The 12051-nt window shown below is 75.7% G+C and carries 12 protein-coding genes; 8 read left to right on the plus strand and 4 right to left on the minus strand.

Annotation, left to right across the window (positions count from 1 at the left end):
* Positions 1-6 precede the first annotated feature (6 nt).
* From FHN55_RS10830 to FHN55_RS10835, 3 genes are read left to right on the plus strand one after another with little or no spacing between them, the layout of a single operon-like run.
* Positions 7-1002, plus strand: coding sequence for a WcbI family polysaccharide biosynthesis putative acetyltransferase (locus FHN55_RS10830; protein WP_218974560.1), 996 nt, complete (start codon positions 7-9; stop codon positions 1000-1002).
* Positions 999-2093: a glycosyltransferase gene (locus tag FHN55_RS22660; protein WP_180357770.1), complete on the plus strand. Its 1095-nt coding sequence runs from the start codon at positions 999-1001 to the stop codon at positions 2091-2093. Before FHN55_RS10830 ends, FHN55_RS22660 begins: the two co-directional genes overlap by 4 nt.
* Positions 2090-3391, plus strand: coding sequence for a glycosyltransferase (locus FHN55_RS10835; protein ID WP_180357771.1), 1302 nt, complete (start codon positions 2090-2092; stop codon positions 3389-3391). The genes FHN55_RS22660 and FHN55_RS10835 overlap by 4 nt, the downstream gene beginning before the upstream one ends.
* A gap of 83 nt (positions 3392-3474) precedes the next feature.
* Here FHN55_RS10835 and FHN55_RS10840 read toward each other — a convergent pair whose 3' ends face one another.
* Positions 3475-4350: an FkbM family methyltransferase gene (locus tag FHN55_RS10840; protein ID WP_139712328.1), complete on the minus strand. Its 876-nt coding sequence runs from the start codon at positions 4348-4350 to the stop codon at positions 3475-3477.
* A gap of 184 nt (positions 4351-4534) precedes the next feature.
* A complete protein-coding gene (locus FHN55_RS10845; RefSeq protein ID WP_218974561.1) occupies positions 4535-5086 on the minus strand; it encodes a DUF402 domain-containing protein in 552 nt (183 codons plus the stop codon).
* Between the two features lie 130 nt (positions 5087-5216).
* Here FHN55_RS10845 and FHN55_RS22665 point away from each other — a divergent pair, with 130 nt between their 5' ends.
* Together FHN55_RS22665 and FHN55_RS10850 are read left to right on the plus strand one after the other, a co-directional pair.
* Positions 5217-5456: a hypothetical protein gene (locus FHN55_RS22665; RefSeq protein WP_180357773.1), complete on the plus strand. Its 240-nt coding sequence runs from the start codon at positions 5217-5219 to the stop codon at positions 5454-5456.
* A gap of 715 nt (positions 5457-6171) precedes the next feature.
* Positions 6172-7023 (plus strand): PHP domain-containing protein, encoded by an 852-nt coding sequence (locus FHN55_RS10850; protein WP_139712330.1) that lies wholly within the window; start codon positions 6172-6174, stop codon positions 7021-7023.
* A 225-nt stretch (positions 7024-7248) separates the two neighbouring features.
* Here FHN55_RS10850 and FHN55_RS10855 read toward each other — a convergent pair whose 3' ends face one another.
* Positions 7249-7920 (minus strand): SDR family NAD(P)-dependent oxidoreductase, encoded by a 672-nt coding sequence (locus FHN55_RS10855; protein ID WP_139712331.1) that lies wholly within the window; start codon positions 7918-7920, stop codon positions 7249-7251.
* Positions 7921-8484: 564 nt separating this feature from the next.
* Complete coding sequence (locus FHN55_RS10860; RefSeq protein WP_218974562.1) at positions 8485-9189, minus strand: APH(3') family aminoglycoside O-phosphotransferase; 705 nt, start codon at positions 9187-9189, stop codon at positions 8485-8487.
* Positions 9190-9270: 81 nt separating this feature from the next.
* Here FHN55_RS10860 and FHN55_RS10865 point away from each other — a divergent pair, with 81 nt between their 5' ends.
* The 3 genes from FHN55_RS10865 to FHN55_RS10875 form a co-directional block, all read left to right on the plus strand.
* Positions 9271-10527 carry an MFS transporter gene (locus FHN55_RS10865; protein WP_218974563.1) on the plus strand — a complete coding sequence of 419 codons (1257 nt, stop codon included), beginning with the start codon at positions 9271-9273 and terminating at the stop codon, positions 10525-10527.
* Positions 10528-10905: 378 nt separating this feature from the next.
* Positions 10906-11220 (plus strand): hypothetical protein, encoded by a 315-nt coding sequence (locus FHN55_RS10870; RefSeq protein ID WP_139712332.1) that lies wholly within the window; start codon positions 10906-10908, stop codon positions 11218-11220.
* 105 nt (positions 11221-11325) lie between these two features.
* Positions 11326-12051 (plus strand): Ig-like domain-containing protein (locus FHN55_RS10875; protein ID WP_257570869.1); only part of this gene is annotated, 726 nt, incomplete at its 3' end.

Below are 12051 nucleotides of genomic sequence, written 5' to 3' on the forward strand. Positions count from 1 at the left end.
CACCGGGTGCTGAGCGCTGTGCCGGTGGTGCCGACCGACGAGGTGACGGGGCGGCACCGGCACTACGGGACGTTCTACGGCCTGGAGCCGGTCGAGCGGGACGACCGCCCGCTGGTGCTCGTCCACGGCAACTGCCAGGCGGAGTCGCTGCGGGTGCTGCTGGCGGGCCGCCCGGACGGGGCGGCGCAGCCCTCCCCGGTGCGGACGGTGCGCGTGCCGCCCGTCCACGAGCTCACCGCCGACGACCTGCCGCACCTCGACGCGCTGCTCGCCGCCACCGACGTGCTGGTCTCCCAGCCCGTGGCCGACGGCTACCGCGGCCTCCCGCTCGGCACCGCCGAGGTCGCCGCGCGCGCCGCCCGTGCCGCCCGCGCGCCCCGCTCGCCGCAGGTGGTCGTCGTGCCGGTGCTGCGCTGGGCCGCGCTGCACCCGTTCCAGGTGGTCGTCAGGTCGCCCGGGGCGGGCGAGCCGCCCCTCGTGCCCTACCACGACCTGCGCACCCTGGCCCTGGCCTCCGGCGCGGCGCCGCTGCCCGAGGTGCCCCCCGCACGGGCGGTGCGCGCCGTCCGCGACCTGTCCGCGGCCGAGCTGCGCTCGCGCCAGGAGCGCCACGGGTCGCTGCCCGTGGTCGACCTCCTCACCGGCGCCGGCGCGCACGCCACGCACACCGTCAACCACCCCGGCAACGCGGTGCTCACGGGGCTCGCGCAGCGGGTGCTCGCCGCCGCGGGCCTGCCCACCGACGTCGCCGACCCGGGCCGCACGCTGCTGGACAGCGTCCACGCGCCCGTGCTGCCCGAGGTGCTCGAGGCCCTGGGCCTCGCGGACCAGGCGGGCGCCGCCCGCGCCGCGTGGCGGGTGCACGGTCAGGACGTCGACGACGACGAGGTCCGCGAGGCCCACCTGCGCTGGTACGCCGAGCGCCCCGGCGTCGCCGAGACCGGCATGGCGCGCCACGCCGCTGCCGCTGCGGCGCTGCTCGGAGGGGGCAGGGCCGCATGAGCGCCGCCGTCCTCGCTCGCCAGGACGCCGTGGTCTGCCTGGTCGTCGGCTCCGCGGAGCACGGCGTGGTGGAGGTGGCGCTGGCGCAGCACCGCGCGCTCGCGGACGGCGGCGGCCGTGTCCACCTCGTCCGCCTCGACGAGCGGCCCGCCGCCGACGCGCTGCTGCAGGCGGTGCGGGAAGCGCCCGCGGGACCGGTGCTCGTGCACGTCACCGACAAGCTCTTCGGGCGCGGACCCGAGGAGGCCGCCGACGTCCTGGAGGCGCTCGCGGGGGAGCGGCGGCTGGTGGTGGCGCTGCACGACCTCCCGCAGGCGAGCGACGGCGCGGTCAACCAGCCGCGGCGGGCTGCCGCGTACCTCCGGACGGCCCGGGCCGCCGAGGTGGTGGTCGTGGCGAGCCGCCACGAGGAGCGGCTGCTGCGCGCCTGCTGGGACGCGGCCGGGGCTGCGGTGCAGGACGCGGACGCGCTCGACGTCGTCGTCGTCCCCCTGCCGGTGCCCGAGCTGGCCGGCGGTCCCGCCGAGCCGCCCACCGAGCCGTCGGCCCCGCTGCACGCGGTCGCGGTGCTCGGCTACCTCTACCCGGGCAAGGGGCACGACGCCGTGGTCGAGGCGCTGGACGTGCTGCCGCCGGGGGTCGGGCTCGTGGCCTGGGGCAGGCCGTCGCCAGGTCACGAGGACCTCGTCGACGCCCTGCAGGAGCAGGCGGGTGCGCTCGGGCGGACGGCGCGCGTCAGCGGCTGGGTGGCGGTGCAGGACCTGCCGGGCCTGCTGCGCTCGGCCGTGGTGCCGGTCGCGCCGCACGCGCACCTGTCGGCGTCGGGGTCCATCAACGCGTGGGTCGCGGCGGGCCGGCGTCCGCTGGTGCCGCGCAGCGACTACGCCGCCGAGCTGCTCGAGCGCACACCGGGCTGCGTGACCGTCTACGACGACCTGCGCGAGGCCCTCGCCCGCGCGTGGGCGGACCCGGCCAGCACGTGGGCGCCGCCGGGGTCGGTGCCCGGGCCGACCGTGGAGCAGACCGCGGCGCTGGTGCGCGACGTCCTGGCGGCGCTGCCCAGCCGACCCCGCGAGCAGGTGGGTGCGTGAGCAGCCCCAGCACCACCACCGTCTCCGTGGTGGTGCCGCACTACGAGTCCCCGCACGACCTGTCGCTGCTGCTCACCGCGCTAGAGCTGCAGGACCACCCGCTGGACCTGCTCGACGTGGTCGTCGCCGACGACGGCTCCGCCCGGGCCCCCGACCCCGGGGAGCGCCCCTACCGGGTGCGCGTCGTGGCGCAGGCCGACGAGGGCTTCCGCGCGGCCGCCGCGCGCAACCTCGGTGCGGCCGCGAGCAGCGGAGAGGTGCTCTGCTTCCTCGACGCGGACACCGTCCCCGAGCCCGGGTACGTCTCCGCGGTGGTCCGCGCCGTCGAGGCGGGTGCAGACCTCGTGGTGGGGCGGCGCCGCCACGGCGACCTCGCGCAGACCTCGCCGGAGCAGCTGCGGCGCTGGCTCGGCGACGGCGACGCCACCGCGGCTCCGCGGGAGTTCGCCGAGCCCGCGTGGCTGGTGGAGGCGTACGAGCGCACCGACGACCTGCGCTCCGCGGGCGACGACGCCTACCGCTTCGTCATCTCGGCGGTGCTCAGCACCACGCGCGCGCTGTTCGAGGAGGTCGGCGGCTTCGAGGGGTCCTTCACCGCGTACGGCGGGGAGGACTGGGAGCTGGCGCACCGGTGCTGGCTGGCGGGGGCGACCTTCCACCACGAGCGGGCGGCGGTGGCCTGGCACGACGGCGAGGACTTCGCCGGCCGCACCGACGACGACGGCGCGCGCCGCTCCCGCAACGTCGAGGGGCTCGCGCTGGCGAGGTACGTCGCGGGACCCGCCACGCGCGGGCAGCCGGGCAGCGCGCTGGTGTGGGAGCACCCCGACGTCGTCGTCGTCCTGGACGACGCTCCCGCCGGGGAGGTCTGCGACGACGCCGACGTCGTCGCCTGCACCACCTCGCTGCTCGCCGGGAGCGACGCCGCGGTGTGGCTGCGCGGCGGCCGGGCGGCGGCGCTCCTGGACGACCCGCGCGTGCACGTCGGCGAGCCACCGCGCGCGGTGCTCGGGCGGGGCCGGTACCGGGTGGACCTGGACCGGCCCGTGGTGCTGGCCGGTGCGACGCTCGCCGAGCTGGCCGAGGTGGCGCCGGTGCGGGTGGGGGAGAACCTGGTGGTTCGCCGCACCCGGGACCTGAACCGGGAGCGCCGCGGTCAGGACGCCCCCGAGGTCGCCGTCCTCGACGTCGACGGCGTCTCCGCCGAGGTGCCCCACGAGGTGGACCTGCAGCGGACCTGGGGCCGCGAGGACCACCGGCACGAGCCCCGCTTCCAGCGTCCCGCCCCTCCCTCGTGATGATGGGTTTCCCGTGCACTTCCGTCGCGGAGAGTGCTCGGGAAGCCCATGATCACGGACGGGGTCGGGGTCAACGCTTTCGCTCAGCGGTCGGAGCGCACGCCGTTCGTCGCGACCGAGCGGCCCAGCGCGTCGGCGTAGGCGGGCACCACCGCGTCGTCGACGACGCCGTCCGCGACGAGCTGCACCAGGCAGCGGACGGCGAGGTCGGGCGAGGAGTACACGTGGTGGGCCAGCAGCGCCAGGTGCTTGAGCTGCTCGGCGGAGAGCCCCTCGAGGCGGCCGAAGTCCTTGACGTAGGCGACGTCCGCCTCGATGACCTGCTGGTGGTTGGTGAAGATGTACCCGTCGATGACGGCCGGGGCGATCGGCCACTTCTTGAGGGTCGCGAAGGTGTGCAGCACGAAGCCCTGCGCGCGCAGCTCGGCGTCGACCTCGCCGAACAGCGGCTGGCCCTCGTACAGCGGCGCGAACGACATCTCCGTGTGCACCACCACGGCGCCGGCCAAGGACTTCGAGCCGTTCTGGAAGACCGGCAGCTCGGAGCCCTGCACGTCGATCTTCAGCAGGTCCACCGGGCCGAGGTCGGTGATGTCGTCGAGGCGGGTGGTCTGCAACGTGGTGCGGCTGAGCACCTCGCCGTAGCGGGCGAACTCGTTGAGCGTGGACAGCCGGGCGACGTCGGGCTCCAGCAGGCTGGTCATGCCGTTCATCCACGTGACCTTGAGCTCGTGCTCGCCGCCGTCACCGACGGCGTGCGGCAGGTACCGCTCGTTCGGGCCGGCCGCGTCCAGGAGCAGCTGGAGCGCCTCCGGCTGCGGCTCGAAGCCGGTGACGGTGCACAGGCCGGCGCGCAGCATGTCGACGTAGGGCGGGTCGCCGTCGATGGGGTTGGCGCCGATGTCGACGACGGCGGTGAGCCGCTCCGGTGCCAGGAGCTCGGTCCAGGTGCGCGTCACAGGGGTGTCCTCTCGCCGGCTGCGGGTGCCGATGCCGGTGCCGACGGACCCCGGTCGTCGGCACGCTACGGCGGCGGCGCCACGAGCGCCCGCGCTGGTGCGCTCCCGGGTCAGCAGGAGCCGGTTCCTGACCGCGGCGGCACCCCGCCGGAGCGCTGAGCAGACCCGTGATCGGGGGTCCGGTTCAGCCGGCGGGCCGGTCGGGCGGCGCGACCGGGGCCCACGCCGGGTCGGCCTGGGCCAGCCACCGCGACGCCGTCGGGCCGTCGAACGGAGCCTGGCGCGCTGCCACTGCTGCGAGCACCGAGGCGCTGGCGGCCCGCGCCGCCGCCTGCAGGTCCGGAGGGTAGGCGTAGCGGACGCGGTGCAGCTCGAACTCGTCCTCGTCGTCGACGAACGGCTCCTCCCCGGTCCGCTGGACGACGTCGAGGTCGAGGTCGGACATCGTCACCCGCCCCGGTGACCACACCGCGGGCGTGGTGATGTCGACGTACGTCACCACCGACGACGCGCCCCCGCCGTCGTAGAGGGTGGCGGCCCAGTGCTGGCCGCGGGGGACGCAGAGGACGTTGGCGCGGTCGTAGGTGAACGCCAGCCCCGGCCGCCACGTGAAGGTGCCCGCGGGGGAGTGCAGCCAGGTGCCGTGCTCGTCCTCACCGAGCAAGCGCGTGCCGATGTGCCAGTGCGGCGATCCGTCGTACTTGGTGAACGCCACCTGCACCTCGTCACCGACCACGACGACGACGCTAGCCGCGGCGGGCACCTGCCCCGCCGGGGGACGCCTCGTCCAGCACCGAGGCCACCTCTCGGCCGATGCGGAGCGAGGTCTGCCTTGTGCTGGTGAGACGCGCGTTCCACCCTGGGACGTGCTCTCAGACGCGCTGCGGCGGCTGCTGGCGCGGTGGTCCGGCGCGGGTGAGGAGCAGTGGCCCCCCGAGCTCCTCGAGGCGGACCGCCGGGCCGCGGTGGCCATGACGCTGTGCACGTGCGGCCACGTGTGGCACAGCCACGAGCACCCCCACGTGCGCACGGGCTGCGACGCGTGCTCCTGCCAGCGGTTCCGCCCCGCCCCCCGCCCCGGTGCCGGCGCCTCCCGGAGCGGCTGACCGGCGTCCGGAGCGTCCACCGCAGCGGCACAGCGGTGGGGACGGCCGCCACCCCGCTGGACTCGACGAGCCTGTCGACGACAAGCGGAAACCGGTGCTGACGGTCAGCGGCACGCGCCCCGGTGGGACCTGGGCGAGGGTGGCGACGGCGACGGGTTGCTCTCGTCGACGCCATAGGCGCTCGTGGTGCCGCCAGGCAGCACCACCTCGTGCTTGCGGCAGCACGCCTGCTGAGCGGGTGGTCCTTGTGCTGTGGAGGTGGTGGACCCACCCTGAGGCGTGCTGATCGTCGCCCTCGTCCGGCTGACCGCCCGGTGGGTCGCCTGGACCGCCCAGTGGGTCGCCGGCAGGAAGCCGCCGTGGCCGCCGGAGATGCTGGACCTCGACCGACGGGCGTCCGTGGCGATGACGATGTGCCGGTGCGGCCACATCTGGCACCGGCACGAGCGGCCCCACACGAGCACCAGCTGCAGCGACTGCGCGTGCGCCCGGTTCCGACGGGCCGAGCCGCGGACGGGAGGAGTGGCTGCCGAGGGGTGAGGTGGGCCCTCTCCTCTCGACCTGAGGGCGCCGACCTGGCGGCGTCGGCCACCGCCGCGTCCAGCGCGGCGCTCCCCGACAGGTGGGGGTCGCCTCGCGGCCACACGACCCCCGGCACGTCCACCAGCGCAGGCGTGGTGCTGCACCGTCCGCCGCAGGTGTACACCTGGCCCGCATGGACCTGCCCGCCGACAGCCACGTGCACAGCGAGTGGTCGTGGGACACCGGGGGCCCGCGCTCGCGGGCGGCCGGGACCATGGAGGCCACCTGCCGCCGGGCGGTGCGGATCGGGCTGCCGGCGCTCTTCTTCACCGAGCACCTCGACCTCGAAGACTCCTGGCGCGCCGACCGCGAGGACCTCATGCCGAACCAGAGGCACCTCGTGGACGGCACCGGGCATGTCGTCGTCCCGCCGTTCGACGTCGACGGCTACCTCGAGGGCGTCGAGCGGTGCCGAGCGCTCTTCCCCGAGCTGCGCATCGGCACCGGGGTCGAGTTCGGCCAGCCGCACCTGCGCTGGGAGCGCGCCCGACAGCTGCTCGACCTGGAGGCGCTCGACCGCGTCATCGGGTCGCTGCACACCCTCGCCTGGGGCGAGGACCGTGCGGAGCCCAACACGCTGTACCGGTCCCTGGCGCCGGAGGACGTGGTGACGGCCTACCTCGAGGAGGTGCCGCGCCTGGTGGACAGCGACGCGCCCTTCACCGTGGTCACCCACCTCGACTACGCCGTCCGCACCTGGCCCCTCGAGGAGGCGGGTCCTTTCGACCCGCGGCGCTTCGAGGAGCCGTTCCGGGTGGCGCTGCGCGCGATCGCCGACAGCGGCCGCGCGCTGGAGATGAACACGCGCCGGCTGTGGTCGTGGCTGCCGCAGTGGTGGGCCGAGGAGGGCGGGCGTGCGGTGACCTTCGGCAGCGACGCGCACGTCCCCGAACCGCTGGCCTCGCACTTCCCAGAGGCGGTCGCGCTGGTGGAGCACTTCGGCTTCAGCCGCGGCCGCCGTGCGGAGGACCCCTGGACCCGCTGAGCCGAGGGGGCGCTCGTCGTCGTCCAGCTGCTCCTCCATCCCGTGCGGGCAGGACGGCGGACCGTACCCGGCGGGAGCGCTCTCGAAGAGCTCGGAGTGACCGCGCTCGTCCCCGAAGCGGAGTCCTTCACCCTCGACGGGGACCCAGCCTCGCTGGTCGGAGTGGTTCCACCCCGCAGCCGTCGCCTCGGGGCGGCCTACTGTCCATGATCACGGACGGGGGGGTCAGGGGACGTCGGGCATCGGCTCGGCGAAGACCCGGAACCCCTCGCGCTCGGTGTGCATCCGCCACAGGTGCCCGGCGAGCACGTCCGGGTCGTGCGTGGGGTGCCCGACCTCGATGCCGCCCGGGATGATCAGCTGCCCGACGTGCACGCCGTCGTCGGCGAGCGCCGTGTGCAGCATCCGCGCGTAGGCGCTCTCCCCGGCGAACGCCACCGACGTGCCGGCCACCGAGGCGTTGGGGCGGGCGCCGCTGCCTCCGTTGACGAACAGCAGCGTCCCCCGGCCCAGCTGGCGCATCCCCGGCAGCACCTCGTTGACCACGGCCTGCGGACCGAAGACGGAGAACTCGACAGCGGCGCGCAGGTCTTCGATGCCCGTCTCGAGCACCGGGCGCAGGAACTCCGGCTGGGGGATGGGGCTGTACTGCACCAGCTCCGCCGGCCCGAGGTCCTCGGCGGCGCGGTGCAGGGCGGTGCGCAGCGAGTCGAGGTCGCGCACGCTCGCTGCGTACCCGCGGGCGTCCACTTCCTGGGACCGCAGCTGGTCGGCCAGCGCGTCGACGTTGGCCTGGGTGCGGGAGACCAGAGCGACGGCGAAGCCCTCGGCTCCGAACCGCCGAGCCGCGGCAGCGCCGAGCCCCGGGCCGGCTCCGATGATGACGGCTGTGGTCATGGCGCTCCTCGTCGATCGCGGTGGTGCGGGACCCAGCCTGGTGCACGACGGCGCCACGTGAGGACGCGTCGCCCGAGCCGCAGGTGACCGCCTGGCGTCCCGCCGTGAGCGCGGACGACGTCGTGGTGCCGCGGGTCGTCCCGAGCCGGGGAGCACCGTGCGGCATCCGCTTCGACGGGCGCCTGCGCTGGCACTGGTGGGGCTCGGAGGACCACGGCGGCGACCTGGTCGCCTCCCGAGGGGCGCGCGTGCTGGCCTGGGAGAGCGAGCAGGACTGGCTGGCGCGACGCAGCGCGTGGCTCGACGTCGGCGCCGGCCTCGGGCTGTGGAACTGGGCCGTGGACGTCAGCCGCAGCACGGGCGGCTCGTGGGACCCGCGGGGGCGCACCGTCGATGTCTGCTACCGCAAGCTCTTCGCCGCGAACGTGCCGCACTCCTCCGACCTCGAGTCCTACCGCCCGCAGTGGACCAGCCACCAGCTGACCGCGCTGCGTCCCGTGCTCGGCGAGGCCGTCCACGTGGTGCGGCCTGCTGCGGCGATCTGCCCGGCCGGGCCGGCCGGCGTCAGAAGAACTCGTCGAGCAGGCGGTAGAACGGGAGCAGGTCCCGGTCGCGGTCGCTGGCCCCGCAGCGCTCGAGCAGCTCCTGCGCGGCTGCGGTGCCCAGCCGGTCGCGGGTGCTCCGGTGGGCGATCGCCAGGTCGCGGCAGCGGTCCGCCACTCCGAGCCCGCCGACGTCGAGGAGCCCGGTCACCTCGCCGTCCGCGCTGAAGAGGACGTTGGGCAGGCCAGGGTCGCCGTGGCAGACCACGAGGTCCTCCCGCGCCGGCAGGGTCGCGTCGAGCTCGGCGAGCAGCCGTCGCGCCGACCAGCCGCGGCGCTCGTCGTCGAGGTCCTCCAGGTCGACCAGGCCGTGGACGGCCCGGGACCGCGCGGCCGCCACCGTCGTCCCGAGGGAGGCGTCGAAGGGGCAGCCGGCCGTCGGGAGGGCGTGGAGGGCGCGCAGCACCTCGGCCAGGGAGGCGAGGGCGCGCGGCCGCACGGCGGGGTCGAGCTCGGTGGCGGGTCGACCGGGGACCGTGGTGGTGGTGAGGGTGTCGTGGGTCAGCGAGACGACCTCCGGGCACGGAAGGCCCTGCTCGCCGAGCCACGCCAGCCGCGCGGCGTCGGCGGCGAGGCGCTCCGGGGCGTCCTGCTTCCGGTGCACGCCGCGGCCCCGCCACACCCGGGCACCGGACTTCCCGGTGCTCTCCGGCACCCACTCGCCCACCGCCCACCTCCGCCCTCTGGAGCCCGACGTGCACGAGTCTGGTGGACGGCGTGCTCGGGGTCGCGGGGCAGACTGCGGGGCGTGGGTCGTCTCGACGCGGTGGTCAGCGGCGTCGACGGGCGGTTCGCGAGGCTGTGGGCCTCCTCGTCAGCGTCCGCGCTGGGCACCGGGCTCGTGCTCATCGCTGCGCCGCTGCTCGTCGCGACCTACTCGGACGACCCGGTGGTGGTCTCGGCGGCCTTCGCCGTCGCGTGGCTGCCGTGGCTGCTGTTCGCGCTGCCCGGCGGGGTGCTCGTCGACAGGGTGGACCGGCGGCGCCTGCTGGTCGCGCTGGACGTCGTGCGCGCCGCGGCCCTGGTGCTGCTGGGCGCCGTCGTCGTCGCCGGGGCCGGGGGAGTGGGGCTGCTGTACGGCGTGCTCTTCGCGGTGAACGCGTGCGAGGTGGTCAGCCGCATCGCCGGCTCCACGATGGTGCCCGACGTGGTGGGCGGCATGTCCCTGGAGCGCGCCAACGGCTGGCTCCACGGGGCGGCCACGCTCATGAACGGCGTGCTCGCCGGTCCGCTGGCCGGGGCGCTGTTCGCGCTGGCCGCCGGGGTGCCGTTCCTCGTGGCGGCCGCAGCGATGGGGCTCGGTGCGGCGCTGCTGGCCGTCATCCCCGGCCGGTACCCGCCCCCTCCGCGTCCGCGGCAGTCCGGGGGCGCCGGGCGGCTGCGCATGGCGGTCGGCGAGGTCGGGGAGGCCTTCGGCTGGCTCATGAGGCAGCGGATGCTGCGGACGATGGCGCTGCTCATCGGCCTGCTCAACCTCACGTACTACGCGGCGCTGGCGCTGCTCGTGCTCGTGGCGCAGCAGCGCCTGGGGCTGGGCTCGGTCGGCTACGGCGTGCTGCTGGGCTGCATGGCCGTCGGGGGGCTCGCCGGTGCAGCAGCGGGCGACCGGCTCATCGCGTGGGCCACTCCCACCTGGACGATCCGCGTGGGCCTGCTCGTCGAGGCGTGCCTCCACCTCGTGCTCGCCGCGTCGACCAGCGCCGTGCTGGTGGGGGCGGTGCTCGTGGTCTTCGGGGTGCACGGTTCGCTGTGGGGCATCGTCGCGACGTCGCTGCGCCAGCGCCTCACCCCTCCGGAGATGCTCGGCAGGGTGGGCAGCGCCACGCTGTTCGTCTCCGCCGGTGGCAACTGCGCGGGGGCGCTGCTCGGCGGGGTGCTGGCAGCCGCAGCGGGCCTCACCGCCCCCTACTGGGTGGGCTTCGTGCTGGCCCTGGTGGTGAGCGCGAGCACGTGGCGCGTCTTCTCGCGAGCCTCCGTCGCGGCCGCGTACGCCGGTGCCGCCTGAGGTCCTTCGGCAGGGGCGATGAGGACGACGACGAGGAGCGTCCCCGCGCGGTGTACGCCCACAGGATGACGCTCGTGCCGTCCGGCCCCCTCGCAGGCTGATCCGCCGTCCGGCTGCTGCGCGGGAGCCTGGCGGGACCGGTCCCGCACCCGCCCTCCGCGAGTGGCGCTGCTCGCCGGTGTCGTCGTCAGAGGTCTGTGGAGGGGACGTCCCATGCGCTCGCCGAGCGAGGTCCGCCGCAACGAGCGCCGCACCGCCCACCAGCAGCTGGCGGTGAGGACGGCCGCTGTCGCGGAGTTCGTGCTCGTTCCGGCCCTGCCGCCGGCCTGACGGCTCCGAACACGTGGTGTGCAACACCGAGAGCCCCGGCTGCGTCAGATGAGCGTGCACGTCCGCGACACCCCCTTCCCCCGGCCGCGCCGGAGCAGCGCGCAAGCGGCCCGCTCCGTGTGGGAGCTCACCGCCCCGTCCCCTGGGGGACGTGACGACATCGGGTCCTTCGCGGTCCAGGTCCGTCGGGCGCTCCAGGTGGGGACGTCCGAGCTGCAGGTCGACGAGACCGCCTGCGCCACCTGGAGCCCCGGCCAGCTGCTGGTGCTGGAGCACCTGCGCCGCCTGGCCCACCGCTGCGGCACGCGGTGGACCGCCCTGCCAGCCGTGCCGACCGCCCCGACGGAGAGGTGCTTCCGATGATCGCGCTGATCGAGATGGCCGCCGTGGTGTGGGTCGGGTCGGCCGTGGCCGTCACCTCGCTCTTCGCCGCGGCGGCGCCACTGCGTCGCCGGCGAGGGGGTGACCGTGGCCGCTGAGGTGCGGAGGACCGGCACGAGCCGGCGGGTGTTCCTGCTGGCGGTGGCTGGTGGGGTGGTCGGTGGGGCTGGGGTGCTGGCCGGGTGCGGTCCCTCCGCCTCCGGTGGCGGCAGCGCCGCCGCCCCGGCGCAGACCTCGCGGGCCGCGGTGCCGGCGGCGCAGGTGTCGCTGGTCGCTGAGGGTGCGGGGGCTGACGGGGTGACCTCCCCGGTGCCGGTGCTGCGGGCGACGGTCTCCGGTGGGGAGCTGGCGGAGGTGGTGGTCACCGGCGCTGACGGTTCGGCGGTCGCGGGCAGTGGTGCGGGGGACGGGTCCTGGTCTCCGCGGGAGCCGTTGGAGCTGGGGGCGTCCTACACCGCGGTGGCCACCGCGAGCAACGGTGAGGGGCGCAGCGCGTCGGTGTCGTTGCCGTTCACGGTGACCGGTGAGGACGCGGCGGTGCGGGCCAAGATGATGCCGTTGGACGGGGAGGTCGTGGGCGTCGGGATGCCCGTGGTGGTGATCTTCACGCGGGAGGTGCCGGCGGCGGAGCGGGCGGGGCTGGTGCAGGCCATCTCGGTGAGCACGCGGGCTCCTGACGGGTCGGCGGTGCAGGGGGCGTGGCGCTGGATCGGAGCGGACCGGGTGCACTGGCGGCCGCGGGAGTACTGGCCGGCGGGCACGCAGGTCAGCGTGCAGGTGCCGTTGACCCGGGTGCGGGTGGACGGGGCGTGG

It is taken from the genome of Streptomyces sp. NP160, from assembly GCF_006335115.1.
In the GTDB taxonomy this organism is placed as follows: Bacteria; Actinomycetota; Actinomycetes; order Actinomycetales; family Quadrisphaeraceae; genus Quadrisphaera.

Bases quoted from the DNA above. Each gene is read 5' to 3' on its own strand.
- FHN55_RS22660 (WP_180357770.1), top strand. From the start codon at position 999: ATGAGCGCCGCCGTCCTCGCTCGCCAGGACGCCGTGGTCTGCCTGGTC.
- FHN55_RS10850 (WP_139712330.1), top strand. From the start codon at position 6,172: ATGGACCTGCCCGCCGACAGCCACGTGCACAGCGAGTGGTCGTGGGAC.
- FHN55_RS10855 (WP_139712331.1), bottom strand. From the start codon at position 7,920: ATGACCACAGCCGTCATCATCGGAGCCGGCCCGGGGCTCGGCGCTGCC.
- FHN55_RS10870 (WP_139712332.1), top strand. From the start codon at position 10,906: ATGAGCGTGCACGTCCGCGACACCCCCTTCCCCCGGCCGCGCCGGAGC.